We start from the raw sequence: 17814 nt of genomic DNA on the forward strand, positions 1-17814 counted from the left end.
TTGCTTCATCTTGTACAGCGGTACTATCCAGCTGTGTACTGCCCGTGTCCTGTCCATCAGAGAATACCAGGTCATCAGGGACTTCGCTCCCTTGGGAACTATCCGACACACTACCGTCGGTAAATGTAAGATCGTCATAAGACGTTAATGAATCTTGTGCGGAGAAAGCAAATGATGCTGTGGCAAAGAAAAGTGATAGAAAAAAAGAAAACAGGTAAGTCTTCATAAGTTGAAATAGTTGTTGAAAAGCATAAAAATAGAAAAAAGGCAGTGAAATACTGCCTTTTACTATCTTCCTTGTGTAAAAACTACTTTACAGTAACAGCAAAGTTATATTCATCAGGAGGTAGACATTGTGTCTTGTCACAAGCTTGCCATTCTACCGTGCCTTTTACTGTTGCTGTACCTTTTGTTAATTTGACCTTTTGCTGAAATACAACTTCATTTGTGAAGTAAGGTACATTCATTTTAAAAACCTCTTCATATTTTGTTTTAGCTGTAGGCTCTACAGTTTTTCCATTTAAAGTATATTCTTTAGATGAGGCGAATTTGAATGACGTAGGAATTGGACCTCCATCAGCTACATTTTGTGAATAGATATTCCATCCGTTTTGAATAGTAGCTTTAACGTAGATTACAGCTTCTTTTTTATTTAATTTTTTGTGGGCCACACTCCATTTTACGGGTTGGTGAACTTGTGCTAAAGCTGCGGTAACCGTTATTAATACAGCGACGATAAGTAGGCTTAATTTTTTCATAATAATTTTTCTTCTATAACTTGTAATTTGATTGTATGACTCTAACCCCGGTCATAAAGTTTAATGCTAAGGTACATTTATTATTAGCTTACGAACAAGTAAATTTTTCGTTATAACTGATAAGTTATACCTTTTAAGTCGTATTTCTTGGTCGCTTGTTGATGGCGGACGATGAGTTGTCCATCGCTTTCTACTCCTAGTATTTGTCCCTGTAGTGAGGCGCCGTTTATCATGAAATCTGCCGTAATTCCTTTTAAAAAGAGTCTTTCGTTATATAGTTCAAGATGTGCAGCTCTATTTTCAGGAGAAAAAATATTTTGGTAATAATAGAGACGGTGCTGTATTCTTTTTACTAAATCGAGTATTGTCAGATTAATTTCAGAATTTTCTAAAACCAACGATGTACTACGACGGGCTATATCGCTGGGAAAGTTACTTTCATATACATTGATACCTATACCCGCGATTACGGATTTAATATAGTGTCCAGAAACTTTGTTCTCGATCAAGATCCCGGCAATTTTTCTTCTTTCGACCATGATATCGTTTGGCCATTTGATGTATATGTCTTTTGGTATAAGTTCTTTTATTACATCGTAAACTGCTAGGCTGGAGTGTATTGTTAGTAGGAACTGATCTGTTATGAAAAGACTGTGCGGAGAATAGAGGAAGCTGGCCGTCATATTGCTATAGGGGGTAGTTGACCAAGTTGTGCCCCTTTGTCCGCGCCCTTGAGTTTGATGTTTTGCCATAATGGCAGTAAAATCTATCTGTGGCTTGAAATTTGTCAATAGTTGCTTTGAATAATCATTTGTGGAGGGAGTTTCCTCCAAAACAATTACAGGCAATGACTGATAATGTCCGAAAAATGTATTATTTTGCAAAAGAAAAAGATATTATAAAGTTTTTGAGTAAAACTATAACATTTCTTAATGAGTAAAAAGAAAAATTCAGAATTATCTAACAAACTGGCAGATATTGTCGTGTTAGGAATGCAAGAAAAGAAAGGTAATGAGATTGTGAAGTTGGATATGCGTGAGATTAATGCAACTGTATCTGATTATTTTGTCATCTGTCATGCAGATAGCAATGTTCAGGTGAATGCAATAGCACAGAGTGTTGAAGAAGAGGTGTATAAAGCTTTTGGTCAGGGGCCGTGGCATAAAGAGGGGCAAGGTAATGGAGAGTGGATACTACTTGACTTTGTTGATGTTGTTGTGCATATTTTTAAAACAGATACGCGTAGTCGTTATCGCATAGAGGATCTCTGGGGAGATGCAAAAGTAGAGTCCTATCAGAGTGCATAAAAAGAAATTGAAAAGATACGTATTATTGTAATGAAGAAAATTCCAAGTAAAAAAATAACCCCAACTCCTCCCAAATTTAATATGATGTGGCTTTATATAGCCATGATATTAGGTTTTATAGCGCTGAATTTCTTGTACAACAGCAGTAGTACGAAAGAGATTAGCTACGAGAGTTTTGAAAAGGATATGCTCCGTACCGGAGATGTGGAGAAATTGATTGCGTACAACAAAGGGAATATTGTTGAAGTGGAGGTGTACATAAAAAGTGACAAGCTTCAAAATGATCCAAAATATAAAGATCTAGCACCGTCTGGGAATAGCTTGAGTTTTTCGGCAAATAAAGGCCCTCAGTACATGTTCTCCGAAGGATCTGCAGAGATTTTGAATCAAAAATTAATCGAATCTCAGAAGGATTTGCCTGAGGGGACTGCGAAGATATCTGCGAAATGGGAAGAACGTACAAACGCATGGGGTGGATTCTTCATTTCCTTCATCTTGCCATTGATTATTATAGTGGCTTTATGGATGTTCCTTATGCGTCGCATGAACGGTGGTGGCGCTGGTGGCGGTGGCCAGATTTTCAATATTGGAAAGTCTAAAGCACAGCTTTTTGATAAAGAATCTCAAATAAATATTACATTCAATGACGTTGCAGGTCTGGAAGAAGCTAAGACCGAAGTCATGGAGATTGTTGATTTCTTGAAAAACCCTAAGAAGTATACTGATTTAGGAGGTAAGATTCCGAAAGGAGCATTATTAGTAGGCCCTCCAGGAACAGGTAAGACGTTGTTGGCAAAAGCGGTGGCAGGAGAAGCCCAAGTGCCATTTTTCTCATTGTCAGGTTCCGACTTTGTAGAAATGTTTGTTGGTGTTGGTGCGTCTCGGGTTCGTGATCTTTTTAAACAGGCGAAAGAAAAGGCTCCTTGTATCATCTTTATTGATGAGATCGATGCAATAGGACGTGCACGTGGCAAAAACTCGGTAATGGGAGGGAACGATGAACGCGAAAATACATTGAACCAGTTGTTAGTCGAGATGGATGGGTTTGGTACCAATGTTGGAGTTATTATCCTTGCAGCTACTAACCGTTTGGATGTCTTGGATTCAGCCTTGTTGAGACCAGGTCGTTTTGATAGGCAGATTTCTATTGATAAGCCGGATCTAATAGGGCGTGAGCAAATTTTTAATGTGCATCTAAAGCCATTGAAGCTTGCTGAAGAAGTGGACGCCAAGAAATTATCGGCACAGACTCCTGGCTTTGCAGGGGCAGAGATTGCTAACGTTTGTAACGAAGCTGCCCTTATTGCAGCGCGTAAGAACAAGCGGGCAATTGAAATGCAGGATTTTCAAGATGCTATCGACCGCGTGATCGGCGGACTGGAAAAGAAAAATAAAATTATATCACCTGAGGAGAAAAAAATTGTTGCTTATCATGAGGCAGGCCATGCAATCGCCGGGTGGTTCTTGGAGCATGCCGATCCATTGGTTAAAGTATCTATTGTGCCTCGTGGTGTTGCAGCATTAGGGTATGCGCAATATCTACCTAAAGAACAATTTCTTTACACTACTGAACAGCTTTTAGATAGTATGTGTATGACGATGGGAGGACGCGTTGCTGAAGATATAACATTTGGACGTATTAGTACAGGGGCACAGAATGATCTAGAACGTATTACCAAGTTGGCCTATGCCATGACAGCGGTATATGGTATGAATCATAAGGTGGGTAATGTTTCTTTCCGCGATAGTTCCGGAGAGTCGCAGTTTCAAAAACCATACTCAGATCAGACCGCAGAGTTGATCGATGAGGAAGTTCGCGTTTTGGTGTCAGCAGTTTATGAGCGTACCAGACAGTTATTGCTTGATAAACAAGAAGGCTTGATCCGTATCGCCGAGAAGCTATTAGAAAAAGAAATATTGTTTCAAGCAGATTTAGAAGAGATTTTGGGAAAACGTCCCTTCTCTAACCGAACAACTTATGATGAATTTGTCAACGGAGGAGTAGATGGAGGTGGTGTTCCACAAACAGATTTGCCTATTCCGCCAATTCCTGAAGAATCTCAGAATACGGAGCCTTCAGAAAAATTAAATGGAGATACTATTTAAAAATAAGAGGGCGTTAGCCCTCTATTTTTTGTTTATAAATATCCATATAGTAGTCACTAACGAAGTTTTGATACCATTTGAGATTTATATGTGCACATATAATGGATAACGAAGTAATGGTATGCCCATGAATATCAGAAATACAACAGCCAAAGAAAAAATGCTAAAGAAGATCAGGACAGCTCTTCTCCAGAAGCATGAAAACCCGCACCCTGATTTCGAGGATTCAGCCTTGTATAAAGATGAGGAGGAGTCGCTCGATGTTACATTTGCGCGGGAGCTGACAGCTATAGCTGGTAAATTTGTTTACTGCGATGGAGAGATTGCTGTGATTGAGAATTTGATCGGTCTCGTTGAAGAACTTGGGGTTACTAAAATTCATGCTTGGGAACCTTCGATACAGACCTTGTTGAGGCATTATGGGTTTCCTTACCTGGCAACAGACAAAGACTTTGAACAAGCGGAGGTTGGTATTACATCCTGCGAAGCATTAATTGCTCGAAATGGCAGTGTGATGGTTAGCAATGCTAATACAGCGGGACGCCGTTTGAGTATATACCCTCCGATTCATATTGTATTGGCCAAAGCCTCACAATTGGTAATGGACATACGTCATGGGATGGCGCTAATTAAGGATCGTTATCCAGAGTACCTCCCTTCGATGATAACGACCATCACTGGACCAAGTCGAACTGCTGATATAGAGAAAAAGCTCGTATTAGGGGCACATGGCCCCAAAGAGCTTTATGTTTTCCTAATTGAAGATAGATTTTAGATTAAATGATTCAAGACTATATTTTAAATCTACCGATAGCATCGGTAATATTTGCGATAACCATCGCGACGAGTGTATATGCTTTCTCTAACCCGCAGGTATATGCTTCGATGATGCTACACCCGTATAGTATACAGCGTAATAAATCGAAATGGTATACTGTTCTGACAAGCGGAGTCATACATGCCGATTGGGGACACCTATTATTCAATATGATCACCTTTTACTATTTTGGTTTTGCACTGGAGGGATTTTTTGTTCAGGTGAGCGGAGATATTGGACATCTGTATTTCGCGTTGTTATATTTAATTAGTTTGGTCTTAAGTGATATTCCGACTATCATACAGCAAAAAAATAATCCTGGATACTACAGTTTAGGAGCTTCGGGCGCGATTTCAGCGGTGCTATTTAGCTACATACTGTTTCAGCCAAAAGCAACTCTTGGAATATTTATGGTCATTCCTATGCCAGCTTATCTATTTGCTGTCCTTTATGTAGGATATAGTATTTGGGCCTCTAAAAGATCAAGTGATCGGATTAACCACGATGCACATTTATTTGGCGCTCTTTCAGGCGTATTGATCACAATAATACTCTATCCTTGGATCTTTAGACATTTTATTGAGCAGTTTTAAAGTTAGCCTAACCAGCTTTGTCGATCTAGGTTTCTAAATTGTATGGCTTCTGCAATATGTTGACTCAAGATGCAATCCGAGTCATCCATGTCCGCTATTGTTCTGGCGACTTTTAGTATACGGTCATAAGCTCTAGCCGATAGGTTGAGTCTTTCCATCGCATTTTTTAATAATAAACTGCCGGACTCGTCCAATAGACATATTTCCTGTACATATTTTGTCGGCATATGTGCGTTACAGTATATATCGTTTTTGTGGGCAAAGCGTTGTTCTTGGATTTTTCTAGCTTTCACCACGCGCTGCCTTACCCACTGACTATTTTCTGTTTCTTTTTGATCAGTTAGCTCTTTAAACTGTACCGGGGTCACCTCAATGTGTAGATCAATGCGGTCGAGTAGAGGTCCGGAGATTTTGCTTAAATAGCGTTGTACAACCATTGATCCACAAACACATTCCTTTTCAGGATGGTTGTAGTAACCACAAGGGCAGGGATTCATTGCCGCAACTAACATAAAGCTTGCAGGGTAGTCTATCGTAAACTTAGCTCTTGAAATAGTAATGTTCCGCGATTCCAAAGGTTGTCGCAAGACTTCTAATACGGTGCGTTTAAACTCCGGTAGCTCATCGAGAAAGAGTACGCCATTATGTGCTAGTGAGATTTCTCCAGGCTGCGGTGTACTACCTCCACCTACTAATGCGACATCGGAGATTGTGTGATGCGGGGCGCGGAAGGGACGTACGTTTATTAGCGATTCTTTCTTAGAGAGATTGCCTGATACGGAGTGTATTTTTGTCGTTTCTAGAGCTTCTTCGAATGTCAGAGGAGGCAATATCGTAGGAAGGCGTTTGGCCAACATAGTTTTTCCTGCGCCTGGTGGACCTATGAGAATAATATTATGTCCACCGGCAGCGGCTATTTCTAAGGCTCTTTTTATGTTTTCCTGACCTTTAACATCAGCAAAATCCAATTCACTCGAATTTGTGATATCCGATAGGTTTTCTGGAGTATCCTTGCTTGTATGTTCTAAGTTCACCTTTCCATTCAAGAAATCAACTACCTGTGAGAGCTTATCTACGCCTAAAATATCGATGTCTCGGACAATAGAAGCTTCGGCTGCATTTGCACTGGGCAGGATAATGCCTTTAAAGCCATCTTTTTTTGCTTGAATCGCTATAGGAAGGATACCTTTGATAGGTTGTATTGTACCATCCAAGGAAAGTTCGCCTAAAATGATGTAGTTTGTAAGTCTATCATCCAAAATCTGAGCAGAGCCTGCTAGTATACCAATTGCTATTGCTAAATCATAGGCAGAACCTTCTTTTCGAATATCTGCGGGTGCCAAATTGACAACGATTTTTTGTCGTGGCATACGGTATCCTATTGACAATATGGCGCTTTCTATACGTTGTAGGCTCTCTTTTATAGCATTGTCGGGGAGACCTACAATATAGTATTTAGTGCCTGTAGAGACGTTGACTTCGACCGTAATCGTTGATGCTTCTATACCGTAAACGGCACTGCTAAAGGTTTTTACTAGCATAATTGTTATAGTTGGCCAACCTAAAGTTAAATAAAAATTAGTTAATCATTGCGCTAAGTTTGGACTTGTTTTTGCTGTTTTGTGATAAAAACGTTATATTAAAAGCATTAGATATACTTATTTCAAACGATTTTGTTTTTTTATTGTTTAATATCATATAGACTATTTCATTTTTTAAGTTAAACATATATAATATAGAGAGTAATGAAAGATAGCGGTAAAGTTGTAGCGGCATTGTTAGCAGGATTAGCTGCAGGAGCGGTATTAGGAGTTCTATTTGCACCAGAAAAAGGAACCGAAACTAGAGAGAAAATAAATGATTCATTAGCGGATCTCGGCGATGCTTTAAAAGAACGTGCTGAAGAGCAATTTGATCAGTTAAATGACTTTAAAGAAAAGGTTTTGGCGGTAGTAAAATCTAAGATTTCTAAAACCGAAGGTTTTGTCAACGACGAAATAGAAGAACATGCATAGTCTGAACAGACTGTCGGTTCAGCGTAGTAAAATATATACAGATTTATGAAGTACGGTAAATTGATACAACCGTACTTCATAAAATAAATAAAAATTCAATGGGTGATCAAAAGTTTTCATTTTCAGGAAGTTTTCAGAAGGCTAAGGAGTACATAGATACAGAGATTGAGCTGTTGAAGTTAAAGGCAATGGCTAAAGGAGGAAGAATTATCGGTGCACTAATATTGGATGCCACGAAGTTACTTTTGATATTGATTATTATATTTTTCCTTTCTTTAGCATTGGGTTTTTTCCTTGGAGAGCTATTAGGTAGCAATGCATTAGGCTTTTTGACTACAGGGGGGGTGTTTTTTGTGATCTTGTTAATCATTAGAGCGGTTGAGCCTAAATTGGAAGCTAAATTTATGGATATCACTATTCGTAAAGTTCTTGGTAAGTGGCATGAGGATGAAGACGTAGAGGAAGATTCTAAACAAGAGGGCTCTTTTGAAGAAAATGCAAATTTTAAGAGTTATAATTCGCAAGCAGATCACAAAACAGCAGAGGAAAATGAAAGCAAAAATTAATAATATAGGAGAGTTGAGGTTAGAGATTGCTCGTTTAAGTCAGCTTAAAAAGGAGCAGGAAGCATACTTAGCTGATCAATATCATCTTCTCAAGCATAAAGTAGAAGCTCCTGCTCGCTTTGTCGGAACTATTGCGTCGAGCATTCCAGGAGTTGATTTAGTAAAGGGTATTTTTTCTTCTTTTAAAGGGGGAACAAATGCAGGTGCTGCGAATCAAAGTGATTGGTTGGGAAGAGTGATACAATTAGGTTTACCTTTGGTATTAAACCGTACTTTTCTCCGAAATTCAAGTTGGTTGAAAAAAGCACTAGTATTGTTAGCCTCTGAGAAAGCTGTCGGAGGCATTACTCAAGATAAAGTAGGATCAGTTATTTCCAAAATAACCGACTTTGTAAGACCTAAGAAGAAGTCTAAAAAGAAGCACCGTGATATTGCACCCTTATCAGATGGGGAAGAACAAGATACGCTTAATTTTGGTATTCCCCCAGATAGCGAAACCTATTAATAGTGTTTCGCTATAAAATCTTTATAGGCTAGACGAATACCTTCATCTAAATTAACCTGATGTTTCCATCCCAGTTGACGTAGTTTACTTACATCCATCAGTTTTCGGGGAGTTCCATCAGGTTTAGTCTGGTCAAATTTTATCTCCCCCTTGTAGCCCACAATATCTTTGATGAGAAGAGCCAGATCTTTTATAGTAATGTCATGCCCCACACCGATATTGATAAACTGACTTTCATCATAGTTCTCCATTAAGAAAACACATGCTGCTGCCAGATCTGTTGAAAACAAGAATTCACGAAGCGGAGTTCCTGTGCCCCAAATCACAACTTCGGGTGTATTATTGAGTTTTGCTTCATGAAATCTCCGAATTAATGCAGGAAGTACGTGCGAATTTTCGGGATGATAATTGTCATTATAGCCGTATAGATTAGTCGGCATTACAGAAATGAAGTTGTCCCCATATTGGCTTCTATAGGATTCGCACATTTTTATGCCAGCTATCTTTGCAATCGCATAGGGCTCATTGGTATGCTCTAAAGTTCCTGTCAATAAATAATCCTCTTTCAGTGGTTGTGGAGCTAGTTTAGGATATATACAGGAAGAGCCTAAGAATAGAAGTTTTTTGACTCGATGTACATGTGATTGATGTATCACATTGTTTTGTATAGCCAAGTTCTCGTATATAAAATCTGCCCTATAAGTGTTATTTGCAACGATACCTCCTACTTTTGCTGCGGCTAAGAATACGTAATCTGGTTTTTCGCTTTCAAAGAAAGCCGCTACAGCTTGTTGGTTACGAAGATCAAGCTCCTGTGAGGTACGCGTTATAATATTTGTGAAACCCTCTTGATTTAATTTGTTATATATCGCAGACCCAACCATCCCTCTATGGCCGGCTACGTAGATTTTAGCTTCTTTTTCCACGGCAAAGTATTGAATTACTGCAAACCTACATAAATTCAGCATTGTACGCAATATAATAGCGTGGTAATATATAGTATGCCTGTAGTCAGTATGGTATAAAGACGAATTCAATGTAAGTACTTGTGAGCGTCTGGATATTCCATGTGGCTATTAAAGGACAAGCCGAGCTTGGGGAGTTAGTGAAGTAATTACTTCCGTATGAAATTGAATTTTAAAGCTTTTCTGATCCTTATATTTTTTATAGAGAAAATATAAGGTTATTTTTGCGACTTATTATTTGTTATGGGAAAGGATAAATTAAGAAAATTCGCAGAAGTAGCGACCTTTAAAAATGTGGTTCAATTGGACGCGGGAAAAGAATATAAGGGTAAATGGTGCTCTGATTTTTTTGGAAATAGTAAACCATTAATTCTAGAACTTGCATGTGGTAAGGGAGAGTATACTGTTAATCTAGCGAAGTTATTTCCCGACACTAATTTTATAGGAATAGACTATAAGGGTAATCGTATCTGGAGAGGCGCAAAGACGGCATTGGAAGAAGGAATAGAAAATGTGGGTTTTCTACGTATTCAAATCGAAACGATTTTAGAGCATTTTGCCGAGGATGAAATTTCGGAAATTTGGATTACTTTTCCAGATCCACAGCCGCAAGATAGTAGAGAGAAAAAGCGGTTGACCAACCCGGTTTTTTTAGAGCGTTATAAGATAATTTTGAAAGAAGGAGGACTTATGCATTTAAAAACGGACAGCGACTTTTTCTACGGTTATACCCGCGAACAAATTGCCTTACAAAAGCTACCGGTTCTTAAAGAAACAACAGATCTATATAAGTCTGATTTGGTGGATGAAGTTCTCTCGATAAAAACGTATTACGAAAAGAAATATTTAGCAGTCGATAAGAATATCAATTATGTAGAGTGGACGTTTGGGAAATAATTGTGAATTCTGTTAATATGATAGCTTATACTAACAAAAGGATAAGCTATTTTTTTTTGAAGGTGTTATTTTGATTCGCCCAAGTACAGGTGATTTTTACTATCTTTAGTCAATTTACGTCTTCTATTAATCTTCCATCAGGTTGTATATTGACCTATGTTTTTGAGGCTAGGGTGTCTCAATATGAAGAAGTTTTTTGGGCGGAATTCCCGTGAAAGCTGGAATTGTTCGAGCGGCAGATACCACAGATCCGAATGCAACGAGACAAAATAGTCAAATAGTGGTCTAGAGAGTAATAGATCTGAATTAATCGTAAATATACATAGAACAAAAGCCATAGCAGTCAATGATACGATCAAAACCAGTTATAATTTTAATACAGAGATAAGACCTTGGTTAAATGATTATTCAGAAGGAAGTGAAGTAAATATTAAAAGCCTGGTCGTACTCACTAATCCGGAAAAAGGTAATGTTTATATTGACGGGTCAAATAAGGTAGTCTATCAACCAAATCACAATTTTACAGGAACTGACAAGTTTAGTTATCGAATTGCAGACTTAAAGGGCAATTTTTCTGAACCTGCTACTGTTTTCATTGATGTAACCGGAACTTACATACCCAATACAATCACGCCAAACAATGACAGCAAAAATGATACTTTTTCTATTATAGGCCTAAATCTGTTTGATTATGTTGAGTTAAAAGTGTTTGATAGGTTTGGAAAGTTAAAATATGAATCACAGAACTATAACAATAATTGGACTCCTGATGAATCGGTAAAAGAGGGTACTTATTATTACAATATTATTTTTTACAAACAAGGATTTAAATCCTATTCTAAAAATGGTTATATCTTAATTCTGAAGGATTTAGATCTTAGATATATATAAAAAGCGAGTAAAACTCGCTTTTTATTTTATTCGTCTATTTTTTATTTAGCAGTAAACTTTTTATGCTTACGCTTCGATATTTTCTCCATATTCACCGGTTGAGGTATTTTAACGTAATATCCAGTGCCATCATATTCCCGTTTATTGGGACTTTCCATACAAGCGACCGAACAACATCCCTCTAATTGCTCACCACATGCGTCACATTGTGTAAAGTGTTCGTTACAGATTGGATTTGCACAGTTAATCATTTTCGGAGTGGTAGCCCCGCAGTTTTTACAGGTAGATACAACAACCGGGTTGGTTGAGTTTACCTCGACAGTAACTCTATTGTCAAATACGTAACACTTTCCATCAAAATCTTTACCACCCGCTTCTTTACCATATTTTATAATTCCTCCGTGCAATTGGTAAACATCCTCAAATCCCTCTTTAAGTAATAAGGCGGAGGCTTTTTCACATTTGATTCCTCCTGTACAGTAGGTAAGGATCTTTTTGCCTTTGTACTGTTCGAGCTCTTTGATTTTTTCAGGAAACTCACGGAAATTTTCAATATCCAAAGTGACTGCATTTTTGAATCTACCAACATTATGCTCATAGTTCGAACGTACATCCAATACAACAACATCTTCACGGTCCTTCATTTCCATGAAATCCTTTGGTTCTAAATGTATTCCCGTTCGTTGATTTGGGTCTATTTCCTTGGGGTCACGTAGTCCAGAGTGGACGATCTCAGGCTTATAGCGACAGTGCATCTTGATGAAAGAAGGTTCTTCTACGTCGTCGATTTTAAATTCAGTGTGATTGAATCTACCATCTGCATAGATAGCGTCCATGTAAGCCTTACAGGACTCTGGCGTGCCAGATACAGTGCCATTGAGCCCTTCATCAGCAACAATGATACGACCGACTAGGTTCAGAGATTTACAAAAATCGAGGTGATCTGCAGCAAATTGTTCTGCATTTTCAATAGGGCTGTAACAGTAGTACAGTAATGTTTGATAATTTGTCATATGTTCATTGATACCGCTGCAAACGGCGTTTAATGTTTGAATTAATGATGCAAAGTTAAATAAAATGAATAATATAAAAATGACGAGCGTTACTTTTTAACCAAAGGTAATAACAAATATTCAAGCCCGTTAACTTTGATCTCGTATAAAGTAGCGAGCAAAATACCCAGTTTGCCAGCAGGAAACCCCTTCTGCCTATACCACGTCAAATACGGTTCAGGTAATCTAAGCAGCGCCCAACCTTGGTATTTTCCATAGGGCATCTTGCTGTTAGCCAACTCAACTAGGATTTCCGGATTAAGTATATTATTCTCTTGTTTTGCCATGCTTGATTCTGTATTTGAATAATCGTAATGCTATAATACCGTGATTAATCCAGTTATTGAAACGGCCATAGTGCTTTCTAAAGATCTGATAGCGTTCTTTTAGGCTTTGGCGATGTCTTTTTTGAGACATTCCCCCAACAAGGTACCGAGCGACATATTGATGAACATTCTGAGTTGATTTTGCCTTTTTAGCGGCACGTATTATCCAATCTATATCGGCGCTCAGGTTATAGTTGAGGTCGTAAGGCTCAGCAATACTACGTCTTATATAGATCGCCTGATGACAGATATTCATTCCATAGCGAAAGGATTGCCAATCAAATTTATTTGGAGCCTTATGCCGCCGGTCAGCGACAATTTGACGCTGTTCATCCACTAGTTTAGTTTCACCGTAGATGATGTCAGCCCCTTTTCCTTTTTCTACAATACAACGGATTGTATTGTTATCATAGAGCTCATCACCTGAATTTAGAAAAAGAACATAATCACCTGTGGCGAGTGCTAATCCTTTGTTCATGGCGTCATAAATTCCCTTGTCTTTTTCTGAAACGATGGTGCTGATTTGATCCTTGTACTTATTGATGATATCCAATGTGCCATCCGTAGATGCGCCATCTATGATGATATATTCAATATCCGGATACGATTGATTAAGCACAGAAGATATCGTGTACTCAATGTCTCTAACGTTGTTATATACGATGGTGATTATAGATATTTTAACTGCTTCCACGTTACTTTTTAAGTTTGCCCCAATGTTTACGAATATATCGGGCTAGTCGTTTGACATAAGACCCCTTACGGTTTTTATAAAAAAGCTTGATTGCTTCATAGCCAGTCTTGTGTTCTTCAATATCCTTGGGGAAGTTATTAACTTTTTGGGTTGCCAATGTCACGTTATAAATTTCATCCACATCGGAATGTGTACCGGATCCATCGGTACCCATATTTTGGATCATAGATGTTCTAGGATAAAGAACAAGCCCATTTTTATTAAAAATGGAGAGATACCATCGGATAGCCCAAGAGTTTATTTTTCCGGCTTTAAACAGCTTTACCTGCTTCCAGAAATTTTCCGTATGATCGATGCTAAAACGCTTGATATCATCTTTAGAAAAATCATTTGTTAACTCGTCTATATTAGGGTTAAAATGCTTCCAAGCACGTGCCCATGTAGCCCATCCCCAGCTATTGGCAACCCGGAAAAAGAAAGCTTCAGGTAGATCATCCACATTGGCGATAGGGTACATGTATCCACTGATCTCCATGACCTGCTCATCCTCTTCATAACATACTAATGCATCGTTAAAATATTGCAATGCAAATTCAGAAATCTCTAAGTCATCCTCTAGGACAATAGCCCTTCCGTGTTTGTCGATTACTTCGGTCACTCCCTTGATGATGTTATTGGCTAGGCCAATATTTTTAGATCTTTCAATGATATGTATACTTTTGAAATTCCAAGGCTCTCGTATGATAGCACGGACTTTATTAATACTGTCTATTTGATCTGAATTCTTAGCCCCGTCGGAATATATATATATATCCGAATCAGACGATAATCGTGAAAGCTCTAAGGCTTGCAACATGCGTCGAGTATGTTGCGGACGGTTAAATACAAATACTATAACTGGAGCTAAAGGATTCATGAAATTATAATTTTTGAGTAGCTTTATTATCAATTCGCGTTTTTATCACCTTAGAGGTTAAGCAAAAGATACGCCAAGCTATACTTAAATAGGATTTTGTAGATTCATTATCTTTTGATATAAAAGCTTTTATTAGCTTTTTGCCAATTCCTCCTATGGAAAGGGTGAAGGCGGTTATAAAGTTGTAGTTAATGTTGCAATACTCAGTTAGGTAGAATACAAATTCACTTTTAAATAGGTTGTCGGCGTTCATAATCCTATTTTGTCTGTCATGGTATGCTAATGCGTTTTCAACATAAGCTGTTTTTAGATTATGATAGTTTATTCGATTTGCATAGTCTTTATCTTCACCATAATGATAAAAAATTGGGGAAAAGTAGCCAACACGTTTTATAGTTTGAGTTGGTACTAACCAAAATGCTGCATTGATAAAAGGGGTGATTTCCCCATCGATGGTTCTTTGTGAATTTTTGATATAATTTTTAAATCCCTCATCGAGATTATTTCCTGTGCCATCAAAATGCATCGGGGAGATTATTCCTAATGCAGGAGTGTAACCGTTTATTAGTCTTTCCAAACAATATTTATCAATCCAAGCATCTTGGTTGACTAAAAAGGCGAAGTCATATCTTTCAGTAATTACTTTTTTTAGACCGATATTATTGGCGCAGCCGAAACCAAGGTTTGTTTTATTTTTGACAATAGTGATTGTAGGATATTTCTCTTCCAACAGGTTAACCGTATTGTCTTTGGAGCAGTTGTCTAGAACTAAGATATCAGTAGGATAAGAAGACCCTAATACGCTCTGAATGCATTTGTCTAGCCATGGTTCAAAATTGTAGGTAACTATGATTGTGAGAACTCTTTTCATGATTTTTAATCTACTTGCGTATTGTTCTTCTCATATATTCAATTATTTCATTCAGAATAACAGGGAAAAACAACTTGTTTAATATAACGTAAGACAAGCACATGGATAAAATAGCTACTGTCAAACGTAAGTAGTCGTTTGAGAAAAATGAAATTGAAAAATTAGCTATAGATGCGGCCAATGCTGCGAATAAAGCATATGTAAAAACATCATATAGTATATTTAATAAAGAATAATTGATGTAGGGTTTTGCTAAAGTATACCATACGAATAACCAGGAAATCTGTAATAATACTGTGAGTTGAAGCATAAACAAAATACCAGAACCATGTGCAAAAAGCAAAATAAGTAGCTGTATAATTCCAAACGAAACTATACTGAGCAGGTAGATGTTGGATTTACCTTTACTCAAGATAAGATTAGAAAATACATTTGAAACAACTAAGAAAGCCCCTCCAACACATAGCTGCTTTAAGTAGGGCGCGCTATCAAGCCACTTTTCTGTTAAAGCGATAATGATAAATTCTTCAGAAACAAGCGCGAGACCAAATAAAAGAGGAAATGCTATAAAGGATGTGAAAGCTAGGATTTTTCTAAAAACACGTACTTGTCTATCCTGATCATGTTGAATTTCATTAAGAACCGGCTGCACAACGTTGTTTATCATGTTCGTGATCACGGATTGTCCCATCAGATTCCATTTCACAGCTTGTCCAACATTACCAACATCTTTTGGCGAGTAATATTTTCCTAGAACCAATGAATACACGTTGTTGTTTATATGAATAAAGACGTTTGTAACGAAAATTTTGCTACTAAACCCGATAATCTCCTTTAGAGGTTCAAAATTGAATTTAAATGATGGCCTAAATTTGGAGAAGTAAAAGAATAATAAACTGCAAGTTGATGTATAGATTATTGTTTGTATAGCAATACCCCAATAAGCAAAACCTAAGTACGCAAAAGTAAGCCCCGCTAAATTGGAAATTACGAGTGCACAGAACAATGTAATCGCTCTTTCTTTAACCATTAGATTTCGAAATAGATAGGCATTGTGTGCAATGCCAAAACTACCTGTCCAAAAGCTTAAAAATACGAGTCTAGACAAAGGTTTCAATTCGGGGATTTTATAGTAACCTGCAATTAATGGTGCACAGAAAAATAAAATAATGTATAATATTGTACTGGCACTTATAGTGCACCAAAAAACCGCGTTGTAATCCTTGTGACCGACCGAAGCTTTGTTTGCGATTCCATTCACAAATCCGCTTTCTTGAAAGGCTGAGGCAATGAGAGAAAATATTGTCACCATAGCTATCATACCGTAATCTGAAGGGGTCAACACTCGGCTTAATAATATTCCGAATAGTGCACCAATTACCTGTTGTAGGCCATTAGAAAGACCACCCCAAAGAAGCCCTTTGGTCGTCTTGTTCTTTAGGGAGCTGCTATTCATTCTCTCTTCTTCTAGACTCATGGAAAAGTATTAATACTCTTAATTGCGAACCACACTATAGTACTTGAACAGCATTTCTGAAATCCTTCAGTGAAATATCGTTAGGATTTAAGTCCGTAATAAGGTAAGTCACATCTTTTAAAGGCATGACACGCATCTTTTGATTGGAGTTTAGTTTCTCAGCAATACTTAGGATAGCCAGACTCTTAGAACATTTGATCATAGCTCGTTTGATCTGAACGACTTCCCAATCTGAGTCGGTAATACCCTCCTCCAAAGAAAGGCTATTCGTGCCCAGTAAGCAAAGATCTACGCGGATGTCGGCCAATTCATTGATTACCTGAGAGCCTGTTACAATATTAGTATTGCGCGATAGCTTTCCTCCTAATAGAAAAACATCAATATTGTCTTTTTCAGCCAGTTCAAGCGCCACAAGAGGACTTATTGTGAAGAACGTGCATTGTAGATCGTTGGGAATAAGACGGGCCAATTCTATCATAGTAGTACCGCCTCCGATCAAGACAGTCATCCCATTTCCTATTAGAGAAAGCGCCTTGCTGGCGATTTCCTTTTTACCCTCCTTAGCATATACATTGCCTTCTTGAAATGGGAATTGAAAAGATTTTGATAGGGCGCCTCCGTAGACTTTTATGACTTGACCATTCTCAGCCAGCTCATTCAAGTCGCGGCGTATAGTATCTTCCGAGACATTAAGCTGTATACTGAGATCGGACGATAGGACTTTGTTGTGAAGGTTTATTTGATGGACAATATAAGCCTGTCTTTCTTCTTTTAGCATAATTTTAGCGAATTATATAAGGTTGTCTGTTTATTGCTATTGATTATCGGCCGGAGGCGTATTCTTAGTCACGCCAGCTTTAAATCTGGGTTTGAATCCAGCCGGTTTACTACCACTTGCTTTTGCTTCCTCTTCGGTTGCCACAGGTGGTTCTATATTAGTGATAGGAGCTGGTTCTTCGGCTTTTTCTACTGGAGCGGTGCCCTTAGTCACGCCAGCTTTAAATCTGGGTTTGAATCCAGCCGGTTTACTACCACTTGCTTTTGCTTCCTCTTCGGTT

The 17814-nt window shown here is 38.0% G+C and carries 21 protein-coding genes and 1 pseudogene; 9 read left to right on the forward strand and 13 right to left on the reverse strand.

Annotation, left to right across the window (positions count from 1 at the left end):
* The 3 genes and pseudogenes from G7B20_RS10175 to G7B20_RS10185 all read right to left on the reverse strand — a co-directional run.
* Positions 1 to 226: pseudogene (locus G7B20_RS10175) on the reverse strand (hypothetical protein); the annotation flags it as partial.
* An 82-nt stretch (positions 227 to 308) separates the two neighbouring features.
* Entirely contained in the window at positions 309 to 758 is a 450-nt protein-coding gene (locus G7B20_RS10180) for a protein-disulfide reductase DsbD domain-containing protein (RefSeq protein ID WP_164110908.1), read from the reverse strand.
* A 110-nt stretch (positions 759 to 868) separates the two neighbouring features.
* The gene (locus G7B20_RS10185; RefSeq protein WP_164110910.1) at positions 869 to 1642 is read right to left on the reverse strand and encodes a biotin--[acetyl-CoA-carboxylase] ligase; all 774 of its coding nucleotides are present in this window, start codon (positions 1640 to 1642) and stop codon (positions 869 to 871) included.
* 48 nt (positions 1643 to 1690) lie between these two features.
* Here G7B20_RS10185 and rsfS point away from each other — a divergent pair, with 48 nt between their 5' ends.
* From rsfS to G7B20_RS10205, 4 genes are all read left to right on the forward strand, one after another.
* Entirely contained in the window at positions 1691 to 2065 is a 375-nt protein-coding gene (rsfS, locus tag G7B20_RS10190; protein WP_164110912.1) for a ribosome silencing factor, read from the forward strand.
* A gap of 30 nt (positions 2066 to 2095) precedes the next feature.
* Positions 2096 to 4171, forward strand: coding sequence for an ATP-dependent zinc metalloprotease FtsH (gene ftsH / locus G7B20_RS10195; protein WP_164110914.1), 2076 nt, complete (start codon positions 2096 to 2098; stop codon positions 4169 to 4171).
* 127 nt (positions 4172 to 4298) lie between these two features.
* Positions 4299 to 4946 (forward strand): lactate utilization protein C, encoded by a 648-nt coding sequence (locus G7B20_RS10200; protein ID WP_164110916.1) that lies wholly within the window; start codon positions 4299 to 4301, stop codon positions 4944 to 4946.
* A 5-nt stretch (positions 4947 to 4951) separates the two neighbouring features.
* Positions 4952 to 5581, forward strand: coding sequence for a rhomboid family intramembrane serine protease (locus G7B20_RS10205; RefSeq protein ID WP_164110918.1), 630 nt, complete (start codon positions 4952 to 4954; stop codon positions 5579 to 5581).
* A 2-nt stretch (positions 5582 to 5583) separates the two neighbouring features.
* Here G7B20_RS10205 and G7B20_RS10210 read toward each other — a convergent pair whose 3' ends face one another.
* Positions 5584 to 7122: a YifB family Mg chelatase-like AAA ATPase gene (locus G7B20_RS10210; protein ID WP_164110920.1), complete on the reverse strand. Its 1539-nt coding sequence runs from the start codon at positions 7120 to 7122 to the stop codon at positions 5584 to 5586.
* 204 nt (positions 7123 to 7326) lie between these two features.
* Between G7B20_RS10210 and G7B20_RS10215 the strand changes: the two genes are divergently transcribed.
* The 3 genes from G7B20_RS10215 (at position 7327) to G7B20_RS10225 (ending at position 8667) form a co-directional block, all read left to right on the forward strand.
* A complete protein-coding gene (locus G7B20_RS10215; RefSeq protein ID WP_164110922.1) occupies positions 7327 to 7596 on the forward strand; it encodes a YtxH domain-containing protein in 270 nt (89 codons plus the stop codon).
* A gap of 98 nt (positions 7597 to 7694) precedes the next feature.
* A complete protein-coding gene (locus G7B20_RS10220; protein WP_205600217.1) occupies positions 7695 to 8162 on the forward strand; it encodes a phage holin family protein in 468 nt (155 codons plus the stop codon).
* The gene (locus G7B20_RS10225) at positions 8146 to 8667 is read left to right on the forward strand and encodes a hypothetical protein (RefSeq protein ID WP_164110923.1); all 522 of its coding nucleotides are present in this window, start codon (positions 8146 to 8148) and stop codon (positions 8665 to 8667) included. Before G7B20_RS10220 ends, G7B20_RS10225 begins: the two co-directional genes overlap by 17 nt.
* Here the strand turns inward: G7B20_RS10225 and G7B20_RS10230 are convergent.
* Positions 8664 to 9593 (reverse strand): GDP-L-fucose synthase family protein, encoded by a 930-nt coding sequence (locus tag G7B20_RS10230; RefSeq protein ID WP_317164273.1) that lies wholly within the window; start codon positions 9591 to 9593, stop codon positions 8664 to 8666. The two genes, G7B20_RS10225 and G7B20_RS10230, sit on opposite strands and share 4 nt — an antisense overlap.
* A gap of 282 nt (positions 9594 to 9875) precedes the next feature.
* On the opposite strand from G7B20_RS10230, the gene trmB reads away from it, so the two are divergent.
* Together trmB and G7B20_RS19765 are read left to right on the forward strand one after the other, a co-directional pair.
* Positions 9876 to 10529: a tRNA (guanosine(46)-N7)-methyltransferase TrmB gene (trmB, locus tag G7B20_RS10235; protein ID WP_164110926.1), complete on the forward strand. Its 654-nt coding sequence runs from the start codon at positions 9876 to 9878 to the stop codon at positions 10527 to 10529.
* Positions 10530 to 10865: 336 nt separating this feature from the next.
* Positions 10866 to 11420, forward strand: a complete 555-nt coding sequence (locus G7B20_RS19765; RefSeq protein ID WP_410528435.1) for a gliding motility-associated C-terminal domain-containing protein — start codon at positions 10866 to 10868, stop codon at positions 11418 to 11420.
* 41 nt (positions 11421 to 11461) lie between these two features.
* Here G7B20_RS19765 and G7B20_RS10245 read toward each other — a convergent pair whose 3' ends face one another.
* The 8 genes from G7B20_RS10245 to G7B20_RS10280 form a co-directional block, all read right to left on the reverse strand.
* Positions 11462 to 12433, reverse strand: a complete 972-nt coding sequence (locus G7B20_RS10245) for a rhodanese-related sulfurtransferase (RefSeq protein WP_164110927.1) — start codon at positions 12431 to 12433, stop codon at positions 11462 to 11464.
* An 89-nt stretch (positions 12434 to 12522) separates the two neighbouring features.
* Positions 12523 to 12759 (reverse strand): DUF3820 family protein, encoded by a 237-nt coding sequence (locus G7B20_RS10250; RefSeq protein ID WP_240452865.1) that lies wholly within the window; start codon positions 12757 to 12759, stop codon positions 12523 to 12525.
* Positions 12740 to 13492: a glycosyltransferase family 2 protein gene (locus G7B20_RS10255; RefSeq protein ID WP_164110928.1), complete on the reverse strand. Its 753-nt coding sequence runs from the start codon at positions 13490 to 13492 to the stop codon at positions 12740 to 12742. The genes G7B20_RS10250 and G7B20_RS10255 overlap by 20 nt, the downstream gene beginning before the upstream one ends.
* 1 nt (position 13493) lies before the next feature.
* On the reverse strand, positions 13494 to 14408 hold the full coding sequence (locus tag G7B20_RS10260; protein ID WP_164110929.1) for a sugar transferase: 915 nt from the start codon (positions 14406 to 14408) through the stop codon (positions 13494 to 13496).
* Between the two features lie 4 nt (positions 14409 to 14412).
* Positions 14413 to 15279 (reverse strand): glycosyltransferase family 2 protein, encoded by an 867-nt coding sequence (locus G7B20_RS10265; RefSeq protein ID WP_164110930.1) that lies wholly within the window; start codon positions 15277 to 15279, stop codon positions 14413 to 14415.
* Between the two features lie 10 nt (positions 15280 to 15289).
* Positions 15290 to 16756: a lipopolysaccharide biosynthesis protein gene (locus G7B20_RS10270; protein ID WP_164110931.1), complete on the reverse strand. Its 1467-nt coding sequence runs from the start codon at positions 16754 to 16756 to the stop codon at positions 15290 to 15292.
* A gap of 34 nt (positions 16757 to 16790) precedes the next feature.
* Positions 16791 to 17534, reverse strand: a complete 744-nt coding sequence (locus G7B20_RS10275; RefSeq protein ID WP_079642721.1) for a DeoR/GlpR family DNA-binding transcription regulator — start codon at positions 17532 to 17534, stop codon at positions 16791 to 16793.
* A 36-nt stretch (positions 17535 to 17570) separates the two neighbouring features.
* Positions 17571 to 17814 (reverse strand): hypothetical protein (locus G7B20_RS10280; protein ID WP_205600328.1); only part of this gene is annotated, 244 nt, incomplete at its 5' end.

The sequence above is a fragment of the Sphingobacterium sp. xlx-96 genome, assembly GCF_011007365.1.
Taxonomy (GTDB): domain Bacteria; phylum Bacteroidota; class Bacteroidia; order Sphingobacteriales; family Sphingobacteriaceae; genus Sphingobacterium; species Sphingobacterium luzhongxinii.

Coding starts and splice junctions, on each gene's coding strand:
- G7B20_RS10180 (WP_164110908.1), bottom strand. CDS start 758: ATGAAAAAATTAAGCCTACTTATCGTCGCTGTATTAATAACGGTTACC.
- rsfS (WP_164110912.1), top strand. CDS start 1,691: ATGAGTAAAAAGAAAAATTCAGAATTATCTAACAAACTGGCAGATATT.
- ftsH (WP_164110914.1), top strand. CDS start 2,096: ATGAAGAAAATTCCAAGTAAAAAAATAACCCCAACTCCTCCCAAATTT.
- G7B20_RS10200 (WP_164110916.1), top strand. CDS start 4,299: ATGAATATCAGAAATACAACAGCCAAAGAAAAAATGCTAAAGAAGATC.
- G7B20_RS10205 (WP_164110918.1), top strand. CDS start 4,952: ATGATTCAAGACTATATTTTAAATCTACCGATAGCATCGGTAATATTT.
- G7B20_RS10210 (WP_164110920.1), bottom strand. CDS start 7,122: ATGCTAGTAAAAACCTTTAGCAGTGCCGTTTACGGTATAGAAGCATCA.
- G7B20_RS10215 (WP_164110922.1), top strand. CDS start 7,327: ATGAAAGATAGCGGTAAAGTTGTAGCGGCATTGTTAGCAGGATTAGCT.
- G7B20_RS10220 (WP_205600217.1), top strand. CDS start 7,695: ATGGGTGATCAAAAGTTTTCATTTTCAGGAAGTTTTCAGAAGGCTAAG.
- G7B20_RS10225 (WP_164110923.1), top strand. CDS start 8,146: ATGAAAGCAAAAATTAATAATATAGGAGAGTTGAGGTTAGAGATTGCT.
- trmB (WP_164110926.1), top strand. CDS start 9,876: ATGGGAAAGGATAAATTAAGAAAATTCGCAGAAGTAGCGACCTTTAAA.
- G7B20_RS10245 (WP_164110927.1), bottom strand. CDS start 12,433: ATGACAAATTATCAAACATTACTGTACTACTGTTACAGCCCTATTGAA.
- G7B20_RS10250 (WP_240452865.1), bottom strand. CDS start 12,759: ATGGCAAAACAAGAGAATAATATACTTAATCCGGAAATCCTAGTTGAG.
- G7B20_RS10260 (WP_164110929.1), bottom strand. CDS start 14,408: ATGAATCCTTTAGCTCCAGTTATAGTATTTGTATTTAACCGTCCGCAA.
- G7B20_RS10265 (WP_164110930.1), bottom strand. CDS start 15,279: ATGAAAAGAGTTCTCACAATCATAGTTACCTACAATTTTGAACCATGG.
- G7B20_RS10270 (WP_164110931.1), bottom strand. CDS start 16,756: ATGAGTCTAGAAGAAGAGAGAATGAATAGCAGCTCCCTAAAGAACAAG.
- G7B20_RS10275 (WP_079642721.1), bottom strand. CDS start 17,534: ATGCTAAAAGAAGAAAGACAGGCTTATATTGTCCATCAAATAAACCTT.